Source organism: Cellulosimicrobium sp. I38E, from assembly GCF_001647255.1.
GTDB lineage: Bacteria > Actinomycetota > Actinomycetes > Actinomycetales > Cellulomonadaceae > Cellulosimicrobium > Cellulosimicrobium cellulans_E.
In genome coordinates this window covers 1-24,432 of record NZ_LUAZ01000054.1, presented here as the reverse complement: position 1 = coordinate 24,432, position 24,432 = coordinate 1, and the positions used below count along the sequence as shown (strand labels likewise).

Below are 24,432 nucleotides of genomic sequence, written 5' to 3'. Positions count from 1 at the left end.
CCACCCCGCCCACCCAAGGCGACCAGACCGCCGTCGAGCACGGTGACCACGGCTATACCTCGCGCGACCACGGCTCTACCTGGGCGGGGTGGCCGGGCGCCAGTGCTGGACCTTGTCGACATCGCGCACGACGACGTCGAGGCGGGCGAGCTCGCGTCGCAGGTCCGCGGCGTCGGGCTTCTTGTCGGACTGGAGCACGGCGGCCCGGGCGCGCAGGACGGCGTCGGCGCTCGGCGGCAGTGAGGGGTCGCCGGGGACCCAGCGTCGGAACTCCTCCTCCCAGGGGTCGTCGTCGTGCCACGGCCAGCCGTGCGATCGGAACGCAGTCGCGAGACGGTCGGTCGCGAGCTCGGTGCGCACGTGCAGGAGCTCGACGACCGGGGCGTCGTCAGGAACACCCTCCGCGGTGCCGGCGGCCGAGGTCGACGCGCGCGCCGCGGGTGACACGGGCGACGCCGGCCGGTCGACGGGGGCCGCCGCACGACGGCCGAGCACGACGAGGTCCTTGCGGTCGACGAGCACGGCGGTGACGTCGCCCCGGTCCAGCTCGGTGCGCTCGTCGCGCAGGGTCACGGTCGTGCGCTCGGGGTCGACGGTCACGAGCGCGATGTCCCGCACCGCGTGCGCGGCGAACGCCAGCCCGGCGAGCGCCCCGACGGCGAGGCAGATCCCGACACCGAGCGCGCCGCGCTCACCGAGGAGCTCGTCGATCGCGCGCGCGAGACCTTGGAACGGGGCCCAGGGCAGGCCCGCCATCCATCCGGCCAGGTGCAGCACCCCGAACGCGACGACAGCCCCCACGACCGGCGACCCGCCCCACAGGAGCGAGCGGTCGAGCGCCGTCGGTCCGACGACGGTCGGCGCGTCCGGTGGCGCCCACCCGTCCGGGGACGGTGTCGGGACAGGCGTCGGGGCCGGGTCAGAGCCGGTGAGGCCTGCCGGGGCGAGGTCGGGCGCGGGGTGGGGGACGGCGTCGGGCACCCGCAGATCCTCCCGTGCGCTGGCCGCGCACGGCGTCGCCCGGGAGGATGACCACGAGACGGGCACGTCGGCCGCGCGGGGTACGCCCCCGTAGAATCGAGGGCGGTGTGCCGGGAAGTCTGGTCGGCCACGGTCTCGCGTCCGCGGACCGTGCGACACGACAGCGACCCCGGGAGCACGATGACCCACGCGACCCCGCCCTCCGGCACCCACCCCACCGCGCGGCCCGACCGGCCGTCGCCCCGTGCGCGGCTGCGCCGCTGGGTGAGCAGGGAGACCACGGGCGGCGCGCTGCTCATCGGCGCGGCGCTGCTCGCGCTGCTGTGGGCGAACTCGCCGTGGCGGGACGCGTACACAGCCCTCTCGGAGACGGTCGTCGGGCCGGCCTCGATCGGACCGCTGCCGCTGCACCTCGACCTGAGCCTCGAGACCTGGGCTGCGGACGGTCTGCTCGCGATCTTCTTCTTCGTCGTGGGCGTCGAGCTCAAGCAGGAGTTCGTGGCGGGCAGCCTGCGGAGCCCGCGCCAGGCGGGCGTGCCGATGCTCGCCGCGGTCGGCGGGATGGCCGTGCCGGCGGTGATCTTCACGGCGGTCGTGCTGCTCGCGGGCGACGACGGCGCGCTGCACGGCTGGGCGATCCCGACGGCCACGGACATCGCGTTCGCGCTCGGCGTGCTCGCCGTCTTCGGGCGCGGGCTGCCCGCCGCGATCCGCACGTTCCTCCTGACGCTCGCGGTCGTGGACGACCTGCTCGCGATCATCGTCATCGCGGTCTTCTACACGGCCGACCTGCGCATCGGGTTCCTGGGCCTCGCGCTCGTCGCGGTCGCGCTGTTCGCCGTGCTCGTCCGCGCCCGGCGCACGCGCTGGTGGTTGCTGGTGCCCGTCGCGGTGGTCGCGTGGGTGCTGGTGCACGAGTCCGGCGTGCACGCGACGGTCGCGGGCGTCTTGCTCGGCTTCACCGTCCCGGCGCTCGCGATGCACGGCGAGACCGAGTCGCGCACGCACCGGTTCGAGCACTCCCTGCGACCGTTCTCCCAGGGGATCGCGCTGCCCGTGTTCGCGTTCTTCGCCGCGGGCGTGACGTTCGTCGGCGGCGGGGGCGACGTCCTCGGTCAGCCGGTCGTACTGGCGATCGTCCTCGGCCTGGTGCTGGGCAAGCTCGTGGGCGTGCTCGGGGTGACGGCGCTCGTCACGCGGTTCACGCCGCTGCGCCTTGCGCCCGGGATCGGGGTGCGCGACCTGCTGCCGGTCGGCCTGCTGGGCGGGATCGGGTTCACCGTGTCGCTCCTCATCGCGGAGCTGTCGTTCCCGGACTCGACGCACACCGACGCGGCGAAGATCGCCGTCCTCGCCGCCTCGACGATCGCCGCCGCCCTCGCGGCGGTCGCGCTGCGCTGGGACGCGCGGCGCGCGCGCACCAACGACATGAACCTCGACGACCTGCCGGACGACGTCACCGACCACATCGGCGACGCGAAGGACCGCCTCGAGCACTGACCCACCCGCCCGCCGGACCCGGGTCCCGGGCTGCCCCGGGCCGCCGAACCCGGGGTCGTGGGCGAGGCAGCGGCCCAGCTCGCCCGTATCCCCGGGTTCGGCGCTTGGGGGCTTCCTGCTCAGCAGGTCGTCGCGACCTCGTAGCGGCCGGGCGCCGTCTCGCGCAGCGTCGTGACCGTCGCGTCGCCCTGCCCGAGGTACGCGAGCGAGCCCACCGCGTAGTACGGGTTGTACGGGTTCACGCCGTAGGAGATCGCGCGGCCGGCGGCCTGGTGCTGGGCGTTCGTCGCGGTCCCGCACCACGGCCCGCTCGGCGCCTGGACCGTCACGGTGACCTGCGCCGTCGTCGCGTTGTCCGCGGCGTCCACCGCGCGCGCCGCGACGACGTGCGTGCCCGCACCGAGCGCCGTCGTGTCCCAGTCGTACGCGTACGGCGCGGTGCGCAGCGTCGCGAGCGCCGCGCCGTCGACGCTGAGCTCGACCCGGTCCACGCCGCGGTCGTCCGACGCCGCGACCCCGACCCGGACGGTCCCGGTCACGGTCGAGCCTGCGGCCGGCGACGTGATCGTGACCGTCGGGGCGACGACGTCCGGGTCCGGTCCCGTGCCGGGCTCGCGCTCGACCCGGCGGTTGTTCGCGAACAGGAAGTCGGTGAGGTACGCCGGGTAGTCGATGCTGTTCGTCGCGACGTACGACCCGCCCGGGCCGCCGCCCGCGGGCCACGCGTGGGCGAGCCCGGTGTTCCGGACCAGCGAGACGCGCGGGCCGTCGGCGTCGGACCACAGCGAGCCGGAGCCCGCGGTGTTCGCCCCCGCGAGCCCGGCGAGCGAGAACGACGACGTGGTCCCGGCGCCGTAGAGGTCCGCCATGACCTGGGCGTTGAGCGTCCCGTACCCGGTCGCGACGGTCGTGTCGGCGCTCCCGAAGACGACGGACGTCACCTGCGAGCCGAAGTCCGCCGCGTGCGTCCCGGCGAACGTCCGGCACGTCGAGCGCGCCTGCGCTAGCGTCGTCGCGACGCTCCCGATCTGGCCCGACGTCGTCCCCACGGTCGGCCCGGCCGCGATCCCGACGCCGGCGAACACGTCGGGCGCGAGGCAGCCCATGACCATCGCCTGGCCGCCGCCGGACGACAGCCCGCTGACGTAGACCTGGTCCGGGTCGATGCCGAGCGAGGTGTCGGCGAGCAGCGCCGAGACGAGGTCGAGCAGGTTGTCGTCGTGCCGCGCGGGGCTCGTGCGGCTGTGGTTCGTGTCGTAGTAGTCCCAGCAGCCGAGCAGCACGCCGCCGTTCGGAGCGGCGGGGACCGCGACGACCATGCCGTGGTCGTCGGCGGCGTCGGCCCAGTTGCCCGCGTTCTTGAGCACCTGCGAGGTCTGGACGCAGCCGTGCAGCGAGATCATGAGCGCCCGACCGCCGGGGAGGGGCGGCGCGGTCGTCGGCCGGTACAGCTCGACCGTCATGCCGCCCGCCGAGCGCTGGGACCAGGAGCCCGCCGCGGACGCCGGGGTCGTGACGAGCGGCGCGAGCACGACGGTGAGCGCCGTGCCGAGGGCGAGCGCGGCCGCGGACCGGCGGGCGCGGCCGCGCCGCCTGAGGGAGTGCCTGACCATCTGAACCTCCACGTCGAGGTCGGGTCGCCGTCAGCGCGGGACGCGCTGCGGCGCGCACCGTTGCGCGCCGGACCCGGGCGGACCGGACGTTACGTGTGACCTGAATCACCTGTCAACATCTCTCCGTGAACCTCGTGGCCGGATCGTGACCGGCGCGGGTTGACACCGCGTCGGTCGCGGACCCATGATTCCCGCAACCTGAATCGCCTCTCATGTTTGAGCGGCGCTCCCCCAGGACCACCCAACGAAGGGCGAAGTCATGCGGACGAAGAAGTCCCAGCGGCCGGCACTCGCCGTCGCCGCGCTCGCGGCCGCGAGCCTCGTGCTCGCCGCGTGCGCGCCGACCGACGCGACCGGCGGCGACACCACCGGCGGCGAGAGCAGCACGAGCGCCGACCCGGTCGACGTCGGCATCATCTACTCCAAGACCGGGCCGCTCGCGGCCTACGGCGAGGCCTACTACGAGGGCTTCCAGGCCGGTCTCGACTACGCGACCGACGGCACGGGCGAGGTGGACGGCCGCCCGGTCAACGTGACGTTCCACGACGACGGCGGCGATCCCGACAAGGCGGTCGGCCAGGCCAAGGACCTCATCGGCAAGGGCTACCAGATCCTCGGCGGCACGGTCGTGTCCGGCGTCGCGCTCAAGCTCGCGGAGCAGGCCGAGCAGAACAAGGTCCTCTACATCTCCGGCCCGGCCGCGGTCGACGCGCTCACGGGCATCAACGACTACACGTTCCGCTCGGGCCGCCAGTCGCTCCAGGACGTCGCGACCGCGGGCACGTTCGTCGACCCCGACGGCGCGAAGGTCGTCGTCTTCGCGCAGGACAACGCGTTCGGCCAGGGCAACCTCGCCGCGGTCGAGGCGGTCCTCGGCGCGCAGGGCGCCGAGGTGACGAGCGTGCTCGTGCCCGAGGACGCGACGGAGTTCACACCGTTCGCGCACCAGATCGTCGACGCCGCGCCCGACCTCGTGTTCGTCGCGTGGGCCGGGGCGACGTCGGGCGCGATGTGGCAGGGCCTCGACCAGCAGGGCGTGCTCGACTCGACGACGGTCGTCACCGGCCTCGGTGACGTCGCGACCTACGGCGCGTACGGCGGCGCCGCGAGCAAGGTCGACTTCCTCAACCACTACTTCCCGGGCGCCGCGGGCACCGAGGTCGAGGCCGCGATGCTCGCGTCGGTCGAGGAGGCCGGAAAGCAGGCGGACCTCTTCACGCCCGACGGCTTCGTCGCGGCGCAGATGATCGTCCACGCGATCGAGGAGGGCGGCGACGACGTCGACGCCATGGTCGACGCGCTCGAGGGCTGGAGCTTCGAGGGCCCCAAGGGCACGACGACGGTCCGCGCGTCCGACCACGCGCTGGTCCAGCCGATGTACCAGGTCAAGCTCGTGGCCGACGGCGACGCCTGGGTGCCCGAGCTCGTCACCGAGGTGCCGGGCGAGGACGTCGCGCCGGCCGAGGCGGGCTGACGTGGGCGAGCCGCACACCCGCCCCGCGCTCGAGGTCCGCGACCTCGGCCTCCAGATCGGCGGGGCGCGCATCCTCGACGGCGTGAGCCTCGCCGTCGGGCGGGGCGAGATGCTCGGGGTGATCGGGCCGAACGGTGCGGGCAAGACGACGCTCTTCAACCTGGTCTCGGGGATCCACCGCCCGACCAGCGGGTCGGTGCTCCTCGAGGGCGCGGACGTGACGACCACCTCGGTGGCCGCGCGCGCCCGCGCCGGGCTGGGCCGCACGTTCCAGACGTCGAGCCTGTTCCCGCGCCTGAGCGTCCGGGAGAACGTGCGGCTCGCCGCGCAGGGGCGCCTCGGCGGCGCCCTGTCCGTGCTGCGCTTCCCGCGCCGCGGCGACGCCGCGACGCGGGAGGCGGACCGGCACCTGGAGACCGTCGGTCTCACGCGCCGCGCCGACGTCGCGGCCGGCGACCTGTCGCACGGCGACAAGCGCAAGCTCGAGATCGCGGTGCTCCTCGCCACGGAGCCGCGCGTCGTGCTGCTCGACGAGCCCATGGCGGGCGTGTCGTCGGCCGACGTGCCCGGCCTCGTCGAGGTCATCCGCGACCTGCACGCGACTGGCTGCACGGTGCTCATGGTCGAGCACCACATGGACGTCGTCCTGGGGCTCGTGGACCGCGTCGCGGTCATGCACCACGGCGAGCTGCTCGCGTGCGACACCCCCGACGCCGTCATGGCCGACCCGACGGTGCAGAGCGCCTACCTGGGCGTCACGGCAGGAGAGGCAGCATGAGCGCCGCCAGGAACGACAGCGACCGCACCGGAGCGACCGGCGTGCCCGTCCTTGAGGTGCGCGGGCTGTCCGCGCGCATCGCGGGCCAGCAGGTCGTCGAGGACGTGACGTTCTCCGTCCCGGCCACCGGAGTCACGGCGGTGCTGGGCCGCAACGGCGTCGGCAAGACGTCGACCCTCAAGGCCGTGCTCGGCCTGATCGAGCGCCGGGGCGAGGTGCTGCTCGCCGGCGAGCGCGTCGACGGCGAGCGCACGGACAGGATCGTGCGGCGCGGCGTCGGGTACGTGCCCGAGGATCGCGAGGTCTTCGCCGGGCTCACGGTCGCGGAGAACCTGCGGCTCGCCGAGCGCGACGCCCACCCGCGCCGCGAGCTCGTCGCGGAGCTCTTCCCGGACCTCGTGCAGCGCGCCGCCCAGCGCGCGGGCACGCTCTCGGGCGGCCAGCAGCAGATGGTGTCGCTCGCGCGCGCCCTGCTCAACGCCAACCGCTTGCTCCTCGTCGACGAGCCGACCAAGGGCCTCGCGCCGCGGATCGTCGGCGAGGTCGCGGACGCGCTCGCGGAGGCGGCGCGCACCGTGCCGATCCTGCTCGTCGAGCAGAACCTCGAGGTCATCGAGCGGCTCGCCGAGCGCGTCGTCGTCATCGACGCGGGCCGCGTCGTGCACACCGGCCCGGCGCGCGAGCTCCTCGACGACCCCGACCGCGTCCAGCAGCTCCTCGGCGTGCACGCCGAGGTCGACCACCACGGAACCGAAGGGGCGGTGGCCCGGTGAGCACGATCGTCCTCCTCCTCGTCACGGGGCTCGGCCTCGGGGCGCTGTACTTCCTCGTCGCGTCGGGCCTGTCGCTCATCTACGGGCTCATGGGCGTCCTCAACTTCGCGCACGGCTCGTTCCTCACGCTCGGCGCGTTCGGCGGCTGGTTCGTCGCGCGCTCGCTCGGCGCGGACTCGTGGGGCGTGTTCGCGCTCTCGCTGCTCGCCGGCGCGGTCGTCGGGGCGGGCGCCGCGGCGCTCACCGAGCTGCTGCTCATCCGCCCCCTCTACGAGCGGCACATCGAGCAGGTGCTCGTCACGGTCGGGCTCTCGCTCGCCTCGGTCGCGCTGTTCGAGGGCATGTGGGGCTCGGACCCCGAGTTCATCTCCGGGCCCGCGTGGCTCAAGGGCACGACCGACCTCGCGGGCGCGCCGGTGCCCAACGACCGGTTCGTCGCGATCGCCGCGGCGGCGCTCGTGCTCGGCGCGATCGTGCTGTTCCTCAAGCGCACCCGCTACGGGCTCATCATCCGCGCGGGCGTCGAGAACCGGTCCATGGTCACCGCGCTCGGCATCGACGTGCGCAAGGCGTTCACGCTCGTGTTCGCCGTCGGCGGCGCCGCCGCGGGCCTCGGCGGGGTCCTCGCCTCGCAGTACTTCGGCTACGTCTCGCCGCACCTCGGCGGGTCGCTGCTCATCTTCGCGTTCATCGTCACCGTGATCGGCGGCCTCGGATCGCTCACCGGCGCCGCGGTCGCCTCCGTGCTCGTCGCGGTCCTGCAGCAGTTCGCGAACTACTACCTCGGCTACGGCGACCTCATCGTCGTGCTGCTGCTCGCGCTCGTGCTCCTCGTCCGTCCCACCGGCCTCCTCGGGAGGGCAGCCGCATGACCACCCAGACCGCTCCCCCGGCCTCGGCCGCCCCGGCCGACGACGCACCGCGCGCCGACCGGCCCGCCCGCCGGACGCCGTCGGGCACGCTGGTCCGCACGCTCGCGGGCGTCGCGCTCGTCGCCCTGCTCGCGTGCCTCCCCCTGCTCGCGATCCACGTGCCGGGCGTCCTGCCCGGCCCGACGTACACCCCCGGCGCGCTCCAGATGATGGCGCTGTGCTGGCTCATCGGCGCGCTCGCGCTGAGCTACCACCTGCTGTTCGGGGTCGCGGGGCTGCTGAGCTTCGGCCACGCGCTCTACTTCGCCGCCGGCGTCTACGGGCTCGCGATCGTGCTCGACACGACCGAGATCCCCCTCCTTCCCGCCGCGGCGCTCGTGCTCGTCGGCGGCATCGGGCTCGCCCACGTCGTCGGCGCGATCTCGCTGCGCGTCACCGGGATCTCCTTCGCCATGGTCACGCTCGCGTTCGCGCAGGCCGGCAACGTGCTCGTGCGCCGCAACCCCGGCGGGGCGACCGGCGGCGAGGAGGGCCTCGCCCTCGCGACCGGGAACGTCCCCGACGCGTTCGTCGGGGTGCTCAACACGCGCAACCTCTACTGGCTCGCGCTCGCCGTGCTCGTCGGCGTCTACCTCGTCGTGCTGTGGGTCGAGCGCTCGCGCGCCGGTCACGTCGCGGCGGCGACGCGCGAGAACGAGATGCGCGTCCGCGTCATCGGCGGGCGCCCCTACCTGGTCAAGCTCCTCGTGTTCGTGCTCGCGGCGACGCTCGCCACGGTCGTCGGCATGGCCTACCTGCTGCTCCAGTCCGGGGCCGTACCGCGCGCGACGTCCGCGGACTTCACGCTCACGCTGCTCGTCATGGTCGTGCTCGGCGGCGTCGGGTCCCGATGGGGCGCGATCGTCGGCGGCGTGCTCTACACGATCCTCGACCAGCGGCTCGGGACGCTCGCGGGCTCCGCGACCGTGGCCGACCTGCCGGCCGTCCTGCGCGTGCCGCTCAGCGAGCCCCTGTTCCTCCTCGGGACCCTCTTCATCCTCGTCGTGATGTTCCTGCCCGGCGGGATCGCCGGCGCCGCGTCGCGCCTCGCCGCGCGCCGCCGCCCGCGGGAGGATCGGGAGGGAGCCCGCGAGCGCCTCGAGGAGGTGGCATGACGACGACGCAGCACCGGCCCGGCGCGCAGGACGGCCTGCACACCCTCGGGCGCTGGACGCGCGACCGCGCGCTCGCGACGCCGGACCGCGTCGCGGTCGACGACCGGGGCGTGACCCTGCGCTACCGCGACCTGCACGAGCGCGCGAGCACCCTGGCGGCCGCGTTCCGCGAGGCGGGGTACGGCGTCGGGGACCGCGTGGCCACGGTGACGGGCAACAGCGCCGACCAGGTCGTGCTGTTCTTCGCGTGCGCGCAGGCGGGACTGGTGCTCGCGCCGCTCTCGTGGCGCCTGTCGCCCGGCGAGCTCGCGGCCCAGCTCGAGCAGGCCGACCCCGCGCTCGTGCTCGTCGAGCAGGAGTTCTCCGCGCTGGCCGACGCCGCCCTGGACCGGCTCGTCCTCCCGCCGCGGCGCACCGAGCTCGGCCGCAGCGGCGTCGAGGCGCGGGTCCCCGCGCCGTCGCGCCGCCCGCGGCTGACCGAGGGCGCGCGTGGCGCGAGCGGCGCGGACCGGGCCGCGGTCGCGCCCTCCCCCGAGCGCCGGCATGTGCGCGACGACGACCCACTGCTGCTCGTCTTCACGTCCGGGACCCAGGGCGCGGCCAAGGGCGCGCTGCTCACGCACGCGAACTGCTTCTGGACCAACCTCTCGCTCTCGCGCACGGTCGAGCTCACGAGCCACGACGTCGTGCTGAGCGTGCTGCCGCAGTTCCACGCGGGCGGCTGGAACATCCAGCCCCTGCTCGCGTGGTGGACCGGCGCGACGGTCGTCCTGGAGCGCACGTTCGAGCCCGAGCGCGTGCTGCAGCTCGTCGCCGAGCGCCGCGTCACGACGATGATGGGCGTCCCGACGAACTACCTGCTGCTCGCCGAGCACCCCGGCTTCGCGGACGCCGACCTGTCGTCGCTGCGGCACGCCGTCGTGGGCGGCGCACCCATGCCCGAGCCGCTGCTCCGCACGTGGCACCGGCGCGGCGTCGCGCTGTCGCAGGGGTACGGGCTCACGGAGGCGGGTCCCAACGTGCTGTGCCTTCCCGACGACCAGGCGCGCGAGCGCATCGGGTCGGCCGGGACGCCGTACCCGCACGTCGAGGTCGCGGTGGCCGACCCGGTGACGGGCCAGCACCTCGACGGGCCCGCGTCCGGCGAGCTGCTGGTCCGCGGCCCCGGGGTGTTCGCCGGGTACTTCCGCGACGACGCCGCGACGGCCGCCGTCCTGCACGACGGCTGGCTGCGCACCGGGGACCTCGTCGAGCGCGACGCCGACGGGTACTACCGCGTGGTCGACCGGATCAAGGACGTCTTCATCGTCGGCGGCGAGAACGTCACGCCGTCCGAGGTGGAGGCCGTGCTCCGGCGTCATCCGGGTGTCGCGGACGTCGCGGTCGTGGGCGTCCCCGACGACCGGTGGGGCGAGGTCGGCGCGGCGTTCGTCGTCCCGCGCCAGGGCTGGCCCACCGATCCCGAGGACCTGGAGGCGTTCTGCCGCCGCGAGCTCGCGCACTTCAAGGTCCCTCGCCGCTTCGACCTCGTCCCGTCCCTGCCCCGCACGTCGCTGCACAAGGTGTCGCGCCGCTCGCTCGTCGAGCGCGTGACCGTCCCGGAGGACTCATGAGCACCCAGCCCCGCACCGCCCGCGGCAACCGCACGCGGGCGAAGATCCTCGCCGCGGCCGAGCAGGTGTTCGCCGAGGTCGGGTACCACGACGCGTCGATCGTGAAGATCACCGAGTCCGCGGGCGTCGGGCAGGGCACGTTCTACCTGTACTTCGAGTCGAAGATCGACGTGTTCGACGAGCTCGTCGACGACCTCAACCGCCGCGTGCGGCACGCGATGATCGAGGCGAGCTCCCGGGCGACGACGCGCCTGGCCGCCGAGCGCGCGGGGTTCGAGGCGTTCTTCCGCTTCACCGCCGAGCACCCGGCGCTCTACCGGATCGTGCGGCAGGCCGAGTTCGTCTCGCCCGGGGCGCTGCGCCGCCACTACGCGCGCATCGTCGAGGGCTACATGACCGGGCTCGACAAGGCGCGCGCGAACGGCGAGGTCGGCCACGACGTCGACCCGGAGGTCGCCGCCTGGGCGCTCATGGGCATCGGCGAGATCGTCGGGATGCGCTGGGTGCTGTGGGGCGGGCGCTGGGACGAGGGCGCGGAGCCGCCGTCGTACGACACCGCGGCCGCCGAGGTCCCCCCGCACGTGTTCGAGCAGACCATGCAGTTCATCGAGCGCGCGCTCGCCGCGCCGCGGACCGCTCCACCGACCGGGACCGGGCCCGCCACCTCGACCGACACCGAAGGAGACGCGCGATGACCGTCCCCGCCACCGTCCCCGGCACCGCTCCGACCCTCGCCGGGCGCCGCGCGCTCGTCACGGGCGGCGCGAGCGGCATCGGCGCCGCGTGCGCGCGCGAGCTCGCCGCTCGCGGCGCGCACGTGACCGTCGCCGACGTCGACCCCGACGGCGCGAAGCGCCTCGCGGACGAGCTCGGCGGCGAGGCGTGGGTCGTCGACCTCGCCGACACGCGCGCGCTCGACGCCCTCACGCTCGACGTCGACGTGCTCGTCAACAACGCGGGCGTGCAGCGCGTGAGCCCCATCGAGGACTTCCGCCCCGACGACTTCCGCCTGCTCCACGCGATCATGCTCGAGGCGCCGTTCCTGCTGGTCCGCGCCGCGCTGCCGGGGATGTACGCGCGCGGGTTCGGTCGCGTCGTCAACGTCTCGTCCGTGCACGGCCTCGTCGCGTCGCCGTTCAAGTCGGCGTACGTGTCCGCGAAGCACGGCCTGGAGGGTCTGTCCAAGGTGACGGCGCTCGAGGGCGGCCCGCACGGCGTGACGAGCGTGTGCGTCAACCCCGGGTACGTGCGCACGCCGCTCGTGGAGAAGCAGATCGCCGACCAGGCGCGCGTGCACGGCATACCCGAGTCCGAGGTGCTCGCGACCGTGCTCCTCGCCGAGTCCGCGGTGAAGCGGCTCGTCGAGCCGGAGGAGGTCGCGTCGCTCGTCGGCTGGCTGACCGGCCCGGACGCGTCGATGGTCTCGGGGGCGTCCTGGACGATCGACGGCGGCTGGAGCGCCCGGTGACCGCGGGAGCGACCGCGGGCACGGCTGCCCGCCCGACGACGGACCCCGCGCGTGCGTCGCACGACGTCACTGCGGAGACCCACACCTACGCGACGCTCGACGTGCCCGTCGCGGGCGGCCGGCTGCGCGTCGGGGTGTGGGACCCGGTCGCCGCAGACGCCTCGGTCGCGGCAGACGACGGGACGGACGGCGGCGCGCGCCAGGCGGTCCCGACCGTCCTCGCGGTGCACGGCATCACCGCGTCGCACCGCGCGTGGCCGGCGGTCGTCGCGGCCCTCCCGGGCGTGCGCGTCGTCGCGCCCGACCTGCGGGGGCGCGGCCGGAGCAACGCCCTGCCCGGCCCGTACGGCATGGGCGCGCACGCCGACGACCTCGCCGCCGTGCTCGACGCGCTGGGCGTCGGGAGCGTCGTCGCGCTCGGGCACTCGATGGGCGCGTTCGTGTCCGTCGTGCTCGCGCACCGCCACCCCGGCCGCGTCTCCCGGCTCGTGCTCGTCGACGGCGGCATCCCGCTCCCGCCGCCCACCGGGCTCGCGCCCGACGCGACGCACGACGAGGTCCTGCGCGCCCTGCTCGGCCCCGCCGTCGAGCGACTCGAGCGCACGTTCGCGGACCGCGAGGAGTACCGCGGCTTCTGGCGCGCGCACCCCGCGTTCGCGGGTGCGTGGGACGAGCCCTGGGGCGACGTCGTCGCCGGGTACGTCGACTACGACCTCGTCGGCGAGGCGCCCGCGCTGCGCCCGGCGTCGTCCGGGACTGCGGTCTCGGCCGACTCGCTCGAGCTCTACGAGGGCGGCCCGCTCGCGGACGCGCTCACCGGCGACCGCCCGCTCGACGTGCCGCTCGTGCTGCTGCGCGCGCCGCGCGGCCTGCTCGACGAGCCCGACGCGCTCTACTCCCCCGAGCACCTCGCCGCGTGGCGCGAGCGGCTGCCGGGGCTGCGCACCCGCGACGTAGCGGGTATCAATCACTACACGATCATCATGAGCCCGCCCGGCGTCGAGGCCGTCGCGGGCGAGACCCTGCGAGCCCTGGCCGCCGTCACGAGCGGCGGACCCGGACCGGCGAGTGACGAGGAGGTCACGGCATGAGCCCCACGATCGCGTCCCCACGAGGGACCGGGCTGGACAAGGTGGTCGCGTCCGCGGCCGAGGCCGTCGCGGACGTGCCCGACGGCGCGTCGCTCGCCGTCGGCGGGTTCGGCCTGTGCGGCAACCCCATCGCGCTCATCGAGGCGCTGCTCGCCCAGGGCACGCGCGACCTGTGGGTCGTGAGCAACAACTGCGGCGTCGACGACTGGGGCCTGGGCGTCCTGCTCGGCGCGGGCCGCATCCGGAAGATGACGAGCTCGTACGTCGGGGAGAACAAGGAGTTCGAGCGGCAGTTCCTCTCGGGCGAGCTCGAGCTCGAGCTCACCCCGCAGGGCACGCTCGCCGAGAAGCTGCGCGCCGGCGGCGCGGGCATCGCCGGGTTCTGGACGCGCACGGGCGTCGGCACGCAGGTCGCCGACGGCGGCCTGCCCCAGCGGTACGACGGCGCGGGCGGCGTCGCGCAGGCCAGCGCGCCCAAGGAGGTGCGCACGTTCGGCGTCGGGCCACGCGGTCGCGACGGGTCGTTCGCCGACGAGGCCGAGTTCGTGCTCGAGGACGCGATCGCCACGGACTTCGCGCTCGTGCACGCCCTGCGCGGCGACCGGCACGGCAACCTCGTGTTCCACCGCTCGGCCCGCAACTTCTCGCCGCTCGCCGCGATGGCGGGCCGCGTGTGCGTCGCGCAGGTCGAGGAGCTCGTCGAGCCCGGCGAGATCGACCCCGACGCCGTGCACCTGCCCGGCGTGTTCGTGCACCGCGTCGTCGAGGTGGGCCCGGACGTGCCCAAGCGGATCGAGCGCCGCACCGTGCGCTCGGCCGCCGCGACCGACCAGCCCGCGCCCGCGCCGTCGGGCACCGCGACGACCGTGAAGGAGGGCTGAGCCGTGCCGCTCACCCGCGACGAGATGGCCGCGCGCGCCGCGCGCGAGCTCCAGGACGGCTGGTACGTCAACCTCGGCATCGGCCTGCCGACGCTCGTGCCCAACTACGTGCCCGCGGACAAGCACCTCGTGCTCCAGTCGGAGAACGGGATCCTCGGCGTCGGGCCGTACCCGACCGAGGACGCCGTCGACCCCGACCTCATCAACGCCGGCAAGGAGACCGTCACCGTCCTGCCGGGCGCCGCGTTCTTCGACTCCGCGCTGAGCTTCGGCATGATCCGCGGCGGCAAGATCGACGCCGCGATCCTCGGCGGCATGCAGGTCTCCGAGACGGGCGACCTCGCCAACTGGATGATCCCCGGCAAGATGGTCAAGGGCCCCGGCGGCGCGATGGACCTCGTGCACGGGGCGGGCCGCGTGATCGTCCTCATGGAGCACGTCGCGCGCGACGGGTCGCCCAAGCTCCTGCGCTCGTGCTCGCTGCCGCTCACCGGGCGGGGCGTCGTGCACCGGATCATCACGGACCTCGCGGTGATCGACGTGACGCCCGACGGCCTCGTGCTGCGCGAGACCGCGCCCGGCGTGAGCGTCGACGACGTGCGCGCCGCGACCGAGCCCGACCTCGTCGTCGCGCTCGACGACGCCCCGCTCGACGTCGCCGACGCCGGTCCGGGGCCGTCCACGCAGGCCGCCGGGACGCCGTCGTGACGCGCGACGTGCTGCGCCGCGACGTCGCGACCCCGCGCGGTCGCGAGCACGTGCGCGAGGTCGTGGCCGACGGCGACGTGCGGGCCACGGTCCTGCTCGTGCACGGCAACTGCTCGTCGTCGGCGTTCTTCGACCCGCTGCTGCGCGCGCTCCCCGCCGACGTGCGCGGCGTCGCCGTCGACCTGCGCGGGTACGGCGACGCCGAGGTCCGGCCCGTCGACGCGACGCGCGGCGTGCGGGACTTCGCCGACGACGTCGCGGCCGTCCTCGACGCGCTCGACCTGGCGCGCCCGCTCGTCGCGGTCGCGCACTCCGCCGGGGCGGGGGTCGTGCTCCAGCTCGCGATCGACCGGCCCGACCTGTTCGACGCGGTCCTCCTCGAGGCGCCCATGTCGCCGTACGGGTTCGGCGGCACGCGCGACGTGGACGGCACGCCGCTCTCGGCCGACTTCGCGGGCTCCGGCGGCGGGACGGCCAACCCCACGTTCGTCGCGGCGCTCGCCGCGGGCGACCGCAGCGAGGACGCCGGGTCGCCCCGCGACGTGCTGCGCCGGTTCTACGTCGCCGACCCGGCCTCGCTCGGCGAGCCGCTCGGCGCCCTGGAGGAGCTGCTGCTCGACTCCGTGCTCTCGACGCGCACGGGCGACGGCAACTACCCGGGCGACCGGACGACCTCCGACACCTGGCCCGGCGTGGCCCCCGGGACGCGCGGCATGAACAACGCGATCAGCGCGCGCTACTGCGACCTCTCGGGCTTCGCCGCCTCGGACGCCACGGCGCCCGTGCTGTGGGTGCGCGGCGACGCCGACGCGATCGTCTCGGACGCGTCGCTGTTCGATCTCGCGCAGCTCGGCGCGCTCGGCGCCGTCCCCGGCTGGCCGGGCGCCGAGACGCACCCGCCGCAGCCGATGGTCGCCCAGACCCGGGCCGTCCTCGACGCCTACGCCGCCGCGGGCGGGCGGTACCGTGAAGAGGTGCGGCCCGGCGTCGGGCACAGCCCCCACCTCGAGGAGCCGGACGTGTTCCTCGGGCTCCTGCTCGGGCTCGTGGACGACGCCGTCGCCGGCACGACCACCGTACGAGCGGGCACCACACCCCCGGCGCCCGCGCAGACACCGCCGTCCGCACCCCTGGAGGTCCAGCCGTGAGCACCACCACCCCCGTCTCCCCCGATATCTCTCCCGCCGCCCGCCCGGACGACGTCGTGATCGTCGCCGCAGCCCGCACCCCGCAGGGGCGGCTCAAGGGCTCGCTCGCCGCGCTGACCGCGGTCGAGCTCGGCGCCGTCGCCGCACGCGCCGCGATCGAGCGCTCGGGCCTCGGCGCGGACGCCGTCGACGCCGTGGTGTTCGGCCAGGTGCTCCAGGCCGGGGCGGGGCAGAACCCCGCGCGCCAGACGGCCGCAGGCGCCGGCATCGGCTGGGACGTGCCCGCCGTGACGGTGAACAAGGTGTGCCTGTCCGGCCTGACCGCCGTCATCGACGGGACGCGGATGATCCGCTCCGGCGAGGCCGAGGTCGTGCTCGTCGGCGGCCAGGAGTCCATGACCAACGCGCCGCACCTGCTGCCCGGCTCGCGCGCCGGGTTCGCGTTCGGCGACGCGACGCTCGTCGACGCCGTCGCGCGCGACGGGCTCACCGACGCGTTCGACCGCGCCTCCATGGGCGTCTCGACCGAGCGCACCAACACCGGCGACGTGTTCGTGTCGCGCGAGGAGCAGGACGCCGTCGCGGCGGCCTCGCACCAGCGCGCCGCGGCCGCGGCGAAGGACGGCCTGTTCGACGCCGAGCTCGCGCCCGTGAGCGTCCCGCAGCGCCGGGGCGAGCCGGTCGAGGTGCGCGACGACGAGGGCGTGCGCCCCGACACGAGCGTCGAGGGCCTCGCGCGCCTGCGACCCGCGTTCGACCCCGAGGGCACCATCACCGCGGGCAACGCGTCGCAGATCTCCGACGGCGCCGCCGCGCTCGTGCTGACGACCCGCGCCCGGGCCGAGTCCGCGGGCGCGCCCGTGCTCGCGACCGTGCGGGCCTGGGGCCAGGTCGCCGGCCCGGACACGTCGCTGCACTCCCAGCCCGCGCGCGCGATCCGCCAGGCCCTCGACCGGGCCGGGTGGACGGTCGAGGACCTCGACCTCGTCGAGATCAACGAGGCGTTCGCGACCGTCGTCGCGGTGTCCACGCGCGTGCTCGGCGTCTCGCCGGACGTCGTCAACGTGCACGGTGGCGGCATCTCGCTCGGCCACCCCATCGGTGCGTCCGGTGCCCGCCTCGCGGTCCACGCGGCGCACGAGCTCGCGCGCCGTGGTGGCGGGCGCGTCGCCGTCGGGCTGTGCGGCGGCGGGGGCCAGGGCGAGGCGCTGCTCCTGGAGGCCTGACCGCCCCTCGGCGAGGCCGCGGCCAGTTCGAGGGGACGGTTCGAGGCGCCTCGCCTACGCTCGCGATGTGCAGCCCACCGTGACGGAGACCCGCGCCCCTGAGCCCGTCGACGAGGAGCGGCCCCGGCACGGCGTGTGGGGGCGGTGGCTGCGGCGGTTCTCGGCGACCGGTCTGGTGCTCGCGCTGCTGTGGTTCTGCCTGTCGTTCACCCCGTCGCTCATCCCGCGCGCCTGGTACTACCAGGCCGTGATCTCGGGCGTGAGCGCGGTCGGCGGGTACGGCGTCGGGGCGTTCGTCGAGTGGTTCGCGGTCAAGGTCGGGCTGCGCATCCGGTGGACGGCGCGCGCGAGCCGGGTCGCGTGGTGGGTGCTGGCCGGGGCGACCGTCGTGCTCGTGCCCCTCTCGCTCGTCCTCGGCGCGCGCCGCCAGATCGAGCTGCGGCACCTGTTCGGCATGTCCGAGGACGTGCCCGGGCGCGAGGTCGTCACGCTGCTCGTGGCGCTCGCCGTCGCGCTGCTCGTGCTCCAGGTCGGCCGTGGTCTACGGCGCCTCGCGCGCTGGCTCAGCCTCGTCGTCGACAACGTCGTGCCCGCGCCCGTGGCCCGGTTCGTCAGCGGCGTCGTCGTCGCCGTGGTCGTCGTCCTGGTGTTCAACGGCGTCATCTGGTCGGGTGCGCTCAGCGCGCTGAACTCGATCTACGCGACCGCGAACGCCGACGTCGACCCGCGCTTGTCGCCCCCCGTCCAGCCCGAGCGGTCCGGGTCGGACGCGTCCCCCGAGACGTGGGACTCGCTCGGCGCGGAGGGTCGCAAGTTCGTCGTGTCCGGCCCGACCGTCGACGAGCTGAGCGCGTTCGCCGAGGCGGGCGACGTCGTCGACCCCGCGGACGTGCGCGAGCCGATCCATGCCTACGCCGGCCTCGATCCCGACGGCGACCTCGACACCACGGCGGCACGCGTCGTCGACGAGCTCGACCGCACCGACGCGTGGGACCGGTCGGTCCTCGTCGTCGCGACCACGACCGGGACGGGTTGGGTCGACCCGGGCATGGTGGAGGCGCTCGAGCTCATGCACGGCGGCGACACCGCGATCGCGAGCATGCAGTACTCCTACCTGCCGAGCTGGATCAGCTTCGTCGGCGACCGCTCGACCCCGCCCGCGGCCGGCAAGGCGCTGTTCGAGGCGGTGTACGACCGCTGGTCGGAGCTCCCCGAGGACGACCGCCCGCGGCTGCTCGCGTTCGGCATCTCGCTCGGGTCGTTCGGCATGCAGGGCGCGTTCAGCGGCGTCCAGGACGTCGAGGCGCGCTCCGACGGCGCGATGTTCACCGGGACTCCCGGGTTCACGCCGCTGTGGCGCGAGCTCACCGACGCGCGGGACTCCGGGTCGCTCGAGTACGCCCCCGTGCTCGACGACGGCCGGCAGGTCCGGTGGGGCGATCCCGTCGCGACCGGCGTCGCAGACCTCTGGGGTCCTGGCCCGCGCTGGGACGAGCCGCGCGTCGTGTACCTCCAGCACGCGTCCGACGGTGTGACCTGGTGGGGACCGGAGACGCTGTGGTCCGAGCCGGACTGGCTCCGCGAGCCGCGCGGCCCGGACGTGCTGGGCGACGTGCGGTGGTACCCGTTCGTCACGTTCTGGCAGCTCACGGGCGACCTGTTCGTCGCGGCGGCATCGGACATCCCGCCGGGCCACGGGCACGTCTACAAGCTCGAGTACGCCGACGGCTTCGCCGCCCTGCACGCTCCCGAGGGCTGGTCGGACGCCGACACCGCGCGCCTCAAGGACGCGATGGACGCTCCTACGCAGGGCGGCTCGATCGGCTGATCCGCCCCGGGCTCACCGGGGCGCGTGCCGGTCCAGGAACGCGTAGACCTCGGTGGTGTCGACGCCCGGGAACGCGCCGGTCGGCATGGCGGCGAGCATCGACGCGTGCGGTCGGGCGCTCGGCCACGACTGCCCGGCCCAGCGGTCGGAGAGCGCGTCCGGCGGGCGACGGCAGCACGCGCCGTCCGGGCACCGGGAGACCAGGCGCTCGGTCGTGTCGCGGCCGAGGAACCACTTCACGTGCGCGAACGGCACACCGACGCTCACCGAGAACTCGCCGTCCGCCGAGGCCTGGACCCGCGACGTGCACCAGTAGGTGCCGCTCGGGGTGTCCGTGTACTGGCTGAACGGGCTGAGCCGGTCCTCGACCGTGAACACCGTGCGGGCGGTCCAGCTCCGGCACACGTACTGGCCCTCGACGGCACCGAGCGGGTCCGCCGGGAAGCGCACGCCGTCGTTCTCGTACGCCTTGTGGATGACGCCCGACTCGTGGACCTTCATGAAGTGCACCGGGATGCCGAGGTGCTTCGTCGCGAGGTTCGTGAACCGGTGCGCGGCGGTCTCGTACGACACCGCGAACGCGTCACGGAGGTCCTCGATCGAGATCTCGCGCGCGTCCTTCGCGGCCCGCAGCGCCTTGACCGCGTGCCGCTCCGGCAGCAGGAGCGCCGCCGCGAGGTAGTTGGCCTCGACGCGCTGGCGGAGGAACTCGCGGTAGTCGCGCGGTTCCGCGTGCCCGAGCACGTGCGGCGCGAGCGCCTGGAGCAGCGCCGACGTCGCGTTGGACCGCCCGCGCATCCCGTTGCTGGGCAGGTAGACGCGCCGGTGCCGCAGGTCGAGCACCGAGCGGGTCGAGTGCGGCAGGTCGCCCACGTAGTGCAGCGTGAAGCCCAGGTGGGCGGCGATGTCCGCCGCGACGCGCTGGGGCAGCGGGCCGCCCGCGTGCCCGACGCCGTCGAGCAGCTCGGCCGCCGCGTCCTCGAGCTCGGGGAAGTAGTTGTCCTGCGCACGCATGGTCGCGCGCAGCTCCGCGTTCGCGCGGCGCGCCTCCTCGGGCGTCGCGGCGCGCTCGGTGTGCAGCCGCTGGAGCTCGCGCTCCAGCGCGACGATGGTCTCGAGCGCGTCCGTGGGCAGCGACTTGCCGACCCTGAGCGGGCGCAGCCCGAGCGCGTCGAAGAGCGGGCCGCGCTGCGCGCGCTCCAGCTCGATCTCGAGCGCGTCCCGGCGCGACGGCGCCTCGAGCGACAGCAGGTCGTCGAGGCTCGCGCCGAGCGCCCGCGCGACGGCCTGGAGCTGGGCGAACTTGGGCTCGCGCTTCCCGTTCTCCAGGAGCGACACCTGGGACGGCGCGCGGCCGATGGCGGCGCCGAGCTCGTCGAGCGTCATGCCGCGCGCGGTGCGCAGGTGCCGGATCCTGCGACCGATCGTCAGGGCGTCGGGCTCGCTCTCGAGCGGGATTTCCGCATGTTCCGCGATTCCGGCCGGTCGCGTCGTCGGGATAGCCATGACTGAGAGTGACACGCGCCGATCCTTCCGCACAAGAGAAGAAGTGCAGTTCTTTCGCTCGATCTGGCTTGAGACGGGGTTGTCAGCGGGAGGAAGGTCGAAGCACGGACCTCGCCGAGGTCCACCGACCGGCCCGTCCGGTCCGCGCAGCGCGGACCGGCGCACCACCAGGAGGCACCCGTGAACAGGCCCACCATCGTCAGCCGCCGCTCCCCGTCCGAGTACGCGGGCGGAGCCCGTCCGCTCGGCGCCGTCGCGACGACGGCGGACGTCGCGGGCCGCACCCCGAATCGCGCCGCGAGCGACAGCCCGCGCCCCGGCGACCAGACCCAGACCGCGGCGGAGATCGCCGAGCAGTGGGCGACCGACCCGCGCTGGGCCGGCCTCCAGCGCGACTACACCGCGGAGGACGTCGTCGCGCTGCGCGGCTCGGTGCGCGAGGAGCACACGCTCGCGCGTCGCGGGGCCGAGAAGCTCTGGGAGCAGATCCACACCGAGGAGTGGGTCGCCGCGCTCGGCGCGTTCACCGGCAACCAGGCCGTGCAGCAGGTGCGCGCGGGCCTCAAGGCCATCTACCTGTCCGGGTGGCAGGTCGCGGCCGACGCCAACCTGTCCGGCCAGACGTACCCCGACCAGTCGCTCTACCCCGCCAACTCCGTGCCCGCCGTCGTGCGCCGCATCAACAACGCGCTCCTGCGCGCGGACCAGATCGAGACGGCGGAGTCCGGTGCGCCGACACGTGACTGGCTCGCCCCGGTCGTCGCCGACGCCGAGGCCGGGTTCGGCGGCCCGCTCAACGCGTACGAGCTCATGCACTCGATGATCGCCGCCGGCGCCGCGGGCGTGCACTGGGAGGACCAGCTCGCGTCGGAGAAGAAGTGCGGCCACCTCGGCGGCAAGGTGCTCGTGCCCACGAGCCAGCACATCCGCACGCTCAACGCCGCGCGCCTCGCGGCCGACGTCGCGGGCGTGCCGTCCGTGATCATCGCCCGTACGGACTCGCTCGCCGCGGACCTGCTGACGTCCGACGTCGACGAGCGCGACCGCCCGTTCCTCACGGGCGAGCGCACCTCGGAGGGCTTCTACCGGGTGCGCCCGGGGCTCGACGCGGTCGTCGCGCGCGGCCTCGCGTACGCGCCGTACTCCGACCTCATCTGGGTCGAGACGGGCGAGCCCGACCTCGAGCTCGCGCGGACGTTCGCCGAGACGATCCACGCGCAGTACCCGGACAAGAAGCTCGCCTACAACTGCTCGCCGTCGTTCAACTGGAAGAAGCACCTCGACGACGCCCAGATCGCGAGCTTCCAGAAGGAGCTCGCCGCGATGGGCTACGCGTTCCAGTTCATCACGCTGGCCGGCTTCCACGCCGTCTCGCACTCCATGTTCGAGCTCGCGCGCGGCTACGACGAGCGCGCGATGTCCGCCTACGTCGAGCTCCAGGAGGCCGAGTTCGCCTCCGAGGCCGACGGCTACACCGCCACCCGCCACCAGCGGGAGGTCGGCACCGGCTACTTCGACCGGGTCGCCACGGCTCTCAACCCCGACGCCGCCACCCTCGCGCTCGCCGGGTCCACCGAGACCGCCCAGTTCCACTAACCCTCCCTCCTCCCGCGAGATAGAACCCGCGCGCCCGAGATAGAGCTCGCAGCGCTCTACCTCGAAGCTCGGGGTTCTATCTCGCGGGAGCACGACCTTCGGAGCACGCCATGACCACGCTGACCACGACCACCTCTCGCCCTCCGACGTCCCCCTCTGCGCCGAGCAGCCCGCGCGTCACCGGCACGCTGCGCGTCACCGGGACGCTGGGCGAGCGCTACCGCGAGATCCTCACGCCCGAGGCGCTCGACTTCCTCACGCTGCTGCACGACCGGTTCGTGGCCCGCCGCCACGAGCTGCTCATGGACCGCCAGCAGCGCCGACAGGACGTCGCGGACGGCATCGACCCCGACTTCCGCGCCGCGACGCGGCCCGTGCGCGACGACCCGTCGTGGCGCGTCGCCGGCTCGGCCGGCGCGCCGGGCCTCGAGGACCGCCGCGTCGAGATCACCGGGCCGACCGACCCGAAGATGACGATCAACGCCCTCAACTCCGGCGCCAAGGTCTGGCTCGCGGACGCCGAGGACGCCTCCAGCCCGACGTGGCGCAACGTGATCGAGGGCCAGCTCGCGCTGCACGACGCGATCCGCGGGACGCTGACCCACACGACCGGTTCGGGTGACCACCGCAAGGACTACCGCCTGCGCTCGACGACGCTCACCGACCTCCCGACGATCGTGTTCCGCCCGCGCGGGTGGCACCTCATCGAGAAGCACATGCGGTACGTCGACCGGGCCGGGGTCAGCGTGTCGGCGTCGGCGTCGCTCGTCGACTTCGGGCTGTACCTGTTCCACAACGCGCACGAGCTCGTCGCGCGTGGTCGCGGGCCGTACTTCTACCTCCCCAAGCTCGAGGGCTACCGCGAGGCGCGGCTGTGGAACGACGTGTTCGTGCTCGCCCAGGAGTACCTGGGGCTGCCGCAGGGCACGATCCGCGCCACGGTGCTCATCGAGACCCTGCCCGCGGCGTTCGAGATGGAGGAGATCCTCCACGAGCTGCGCGACCACTGCGCCGGGCTCAACGCCGGGCGGTGGGACTACCTGTTCTCCGTCATCAAGGCGTTCCGCACGCGCGGCGACTCCTACGTGCTGCCCGACCGCGCGCAGGTCACCATGACCGCCCCGTTCATGCGGGCGTACACCGAGCTGCTCGTCGCGACGTGCCACAAGCGCGGCGCGCACGCGATCGGCGGGATGAGCGCGTTCATCCCCGACCGGCGCCGGCCGGACGTCACCGAGCGCGCGTTCGAGCAGGTGCGGGCCGACAAGCGCCGCGAGGCGACGGACGGGTTCGACGGGACGTGGGTCGCGCACCCCGACCTCATCGAGGTCGCGCGCGGCGAGTTCGACGCGGTCCTGGGTGACCGGCCGCACCAGGTGTCCCGCCTGCGCGACGACGTCGAGGTGGGCCAGCACGAGCTGCTCGACATCGGCTCGGCCCGCCGCGCCGGGGCGACCGTGACCGCGGCGGGCCTGCGCTCCAACGTCTCCGTCGGGGTGCGGTACCTCGAGTCGTGGCTGCGCGGCGTCGGCGCCGCGGCGATCGACCACCTCATGGAGGACGCCGCGACCGCCGAGATCTCGCGCTCGCAGGTCTGGCAGTGGATCGCGTCGGGCACGCGCACCGAGAACGGCGTGCCCATCACGCGCGACCGCGTCGAGGCGCTGCTCGCCGAGATCGTCGACGACCTGCCGCGCACCCCGGGCAACCGGATCGACGACGCCGCGCACGTGTTCCGCGCGGTCGCGCTCGCCGAGGACTTCCCGACGTTCCTCACCATCGGGGCGTACTCGCAGTTCCTGGTGGGCTCGGAGGTCGACCAGCCGTAACGGGCCCCGCCGAACACGACATGGGGGTCGATATCCGCTGGATATCGACCCCCATGTCGTGCTCGCGGGCGGGTGGTGTCGTGCTCGGGCGGGTCGTGGCGTGCCCGACGGCGGTCCGCGTCCCCGGCCGTCCGTCGTCCCCGCTCCTGGTGCTGGCAGGCCGAGATGTGGGAGCATCCGGCCACGCACGGCGACACGGTCGTCCGGGCGCTCGCCCGCACGACCCCGGAGCAGCCATGAGCAACCCCTTCGCGCCACCGAGCCAGTCGACGCCGGCTACGCCCTCCGCCCCGTCCGCAGCTCCCGCCGCGCCGACGGCCCCAGCCCCGACGGCGCCCCCGGCGACGTCGGCTCCGGTCCCGACGCCCGGGTACCCCCGACGCCCGGGTACCC

General features: G+C 74.5%; 20 protein-coding genes. 17 read left to right on the top strand and 3 right to left on the bottom strand.

The annotated features are described in order from the left end of the window. Positions 1–75: 75 nt before the first annotated feature. Positions 76–981 (bottom strand): hypothetical protein, encoded by a 906-nt coding sequence (locus A0J59_RS16535; RefSeq protein WP_082919122.1) that lies wholly within the window; start codon positions 979–981, stop codon positions 76–78. Positions 982–1,161: 180 nt separating this feature from the next. Between A0J59_RS16535 and nhaA the strand changes: the two genes are divergently transcribed. Continuing rightward, entirely contained in the window at positions 1,162–2,481 is a 1,320-nt protein-coding gene (gene nhaA, locus A0J59_RS16530) for a Na+/H+ antiporter NhaA (RefSeq protein ID WP_047232757.1), read from the top strand. A gap of 119 nt (positions 2,482–2,600) precedes the next feature. On the opposite strand, the gene A0J59_RS16525 is transcribed toward nhaA, so the two are convergent. Next, a complete protein-coding gene (locus tag A0J59_RS16525) occupies positions 2,601–4,094 on the bottom strand; it encodes a PHB depolymerase family esterase (protein WP_172820075.1) in 1,494 nt (497 codons plus the stop codon). Positions 4,095–4,353: 259 nt separating this feature from the next. Between A0J59_RS16525 and A0J59_RS16520 the strand changes: the two genes are divergently transcribed. From A0J59_RS16520 to A0J59_RS16455, 14 genes are all read left to right on the top strand, one after another. After that, positions 4,354–5,568 carry a substrate-binding domain-containing protein gene (locus A0J59_RS16520; protein WP_047232755.1) on the top strand — a complete coding sequence of 405 codons (1,215 nt, stop codon included), beginning with the start codon at positions 4,354–4,356 and terminating at the stop codon, positions 5,566–5,568. A 1-nt stretch (position 5,569) separates the two neighbouring features. Then, complete coding sequence (locus tag A0J59_RS16515; protein WP_064316835.1) at positions 5,570–6,346, top strand: ABC transporter ATP-binding protein; 777 nt, start codon at positions 5,570–5,572, stop codon at positions 6,344–6,346. Beyond that, entirely contained in the window at positions 6,343–7,119 is a 777-nt protein-coding gene (locus A0J59_RS16510) for an ABC transporter ATP-binding protein (protein WP_047232753.1), read from the top strand. The genes A0J59_RS16515 and A0J59_RS16510 overlap by 4 nt, the downstream gene beginning before the upstream one ends. Beyond that, complete coding sequence (locus tag A0J59_RS16505; RefSeq protein WP_053369751.1) at positions 7,116–7,991, top strand: branched-chain amino acid ABC transporter permease; 876 nt, start codon at positions 7,116–7,118, stop codon at positions 7,989–7,991. The genes A0J59_RS16510 and A0J59_RS16505 overlap by 4 nt, the downstream gene beginning before the upstream one ends. Next, complete coding sequence (locus A0J59_RS16500; RefSeq protein ID WP_082919121.1) at positions 7,988–9,145, top strand: branched-chain amino acid ABC transporter permease; 1,158 nt, start codon at positions 7,988–7,990, stop codon at positions 9,143–9,145. Before A0J59_RS16505 ends, A0J59_RS16500 begins: the two co-directional genes overlap by 4 nt. Continuing rightward, positions 9,142–10,758, top strand: coding sequence for a class I adenylate-forming enzyme family protein (locus A0J59_RS16495; protein ID WP_053369750.1), 1,617 nt, complete (start codon positions 9,142–9,144; stop codon positions 10,756–10,758). Before A0J59_RS16500 ends, A0J59_RS16495 begins: the two co-directional genes overlap by 4 nt. Further along, entirely contained in the window at positions 10,755–11,453 is a 699-nt protein-coding gene (locus A0J59_RS16490; RefSeq protein WP_053369749.1) for a TetR/AcrR family transcriptional regulator, read from the top strand. The genes A0J59_RS16495 and A0J59_RS16490 overlap by 4 nt, the downstream gene beginning before the upstream one ends. Continuing rightward, positions 11,450–12,226 (top strand): 3-hydroxybutyrate dehydrogenase, encoded by a 777-nt coding sequence (locus A0J59_RS16485; protein ID WP_047232749.1) that lies wholly within the window; start codon positions 11,450–11,452, stop codon positions 12,224–12,226. Before A0J59_RS16490 ends, A0J59_RS16485 begins: the two co-directional genes overlap by 4 nt. Continuing rightward, on the top strand, positions 12,223–13,317 hold the full coding sequence (locus A0J59_RS16480) for an alpha/beta hydrolase (protein WP_082919120.1): 1,095 nt from the start codon (positions 12,223–12,225) through the stop codon (positions 13,315–13,317). Before A0J59_RS16485 ends, A0J59_RS16480 begins: the two co-directional genes overlap by 4 nt. Beyond that, positions 13,314–14,198: a CoA transferase subunit A gene (locus A0J59_RS16475; protein WP_064316834.1), complete on the top strand. Its 885-nt coding sequence runs from the start codon at positions 13,314–13,316 to the stop codon at positions 14,196–14,198. The genes A0J59_RS16480 and A0J59_RS16475 overlap by 4 nt, the downstream gene beginning before the upstream one ends. Before the next feature lie 3 nt (positions 14,199–14,201). Further along, positions 14,202–14,906, top strand: a complete 705-nt coding sequence (locus A0J59_RS16470; protein WP_304439892.1) for a CoA transferase subunit B — start codon at positions 14,202–14,204, stop codon at positions 14,904–14,906. After that, complete coding sequence (locus A0J59_RS16465) at positions 14,903–16,054, top strand: alpha/beta hydrolase (RefSeq protein WP_064316833.1); 1,152 nt, start codon at positions 14,903–14,905, stop codon at positions 16,052–16,054. Before A0J59_RS16470 ends, A0J59_RS16465 begins: the two co-directional genes overlap by 4 nt. After that, on the top strand, positions 16,051–17,280 hold the full coding sequence (locus A0J59_RS16460; RefSeq protein ID WP_255365286.1) for an acetyl-CoA C-acetyltransferase: 1,230 nt from the start codon (positions 16,051–16,053) through the stop codon (positions 17,278–17,280). Before A0J59_RS16465 ends, A0J59_RS16460 begins: the two co-directional genes overlap by 4 nt. Positions 17,281–17,347: 67 nt before the next feature. Further along, the gene (locus A0J59_RS16455) at positions 17,348–19,108 is read left to right on the top strand and encodes an alpha/beta-hydrolase family protein (protein ID WP_181446405.1); all 1,761 of its coding nucleotides are present in this window, start codon (positions 17,348–17,350) and stop codon (positions 19,106–19,108) included. Positions 19,109–19,120: 12 nt separating this feature from the next. Here A0J59_RS16455 and A0J59_RS16450 read toward each other — a convergent pair whose 3' ends face one another. Beyond that, on the bottom strand, positions 19,121–20,614 hold the full coding sequence (locus tag A0J59_RS16450; protein WP_064316832.1) for a helix-turn-helix transcriptional regulator: 1,494 nt from the start codon (positions 20,612–20,614) through the stop codon (positions 19,121–19,123). A 180-nt stretch (positions 20,615–20,794) separates the two neighbouring features. Here A0J59_RS16450 and aceA point away from each other — a divergent pair, with 180 nt between their 5' ends. Then, positions 20,795–22,210 carry an isocitrate lyase gene (gene aceA / locus A0J59_RS16445; protein ID WP_255365285.1) on the top strand — a complete coding sequence of 472 codons (1,416 nt, stop codon included), beginning with the start codon at positions 20,795–20,797 and terminating at the stop codon, positions 22,208–22,210. 110 nt (positions 22,211–22,320) lie between these two features. Beyond that, positions 22,321–24,039 (top strand): malate synthase A, encoded by a 1,719-nt coding sequence (gene aceB / locus A0J59_RS16440; protein WP_082919119.1) that lies wholly within the window; start codon positions 22,321–22,323, stop codon positions 24,037–24,039. Positions 24,040–24,432: the final 393 nt, after the last annotated feature.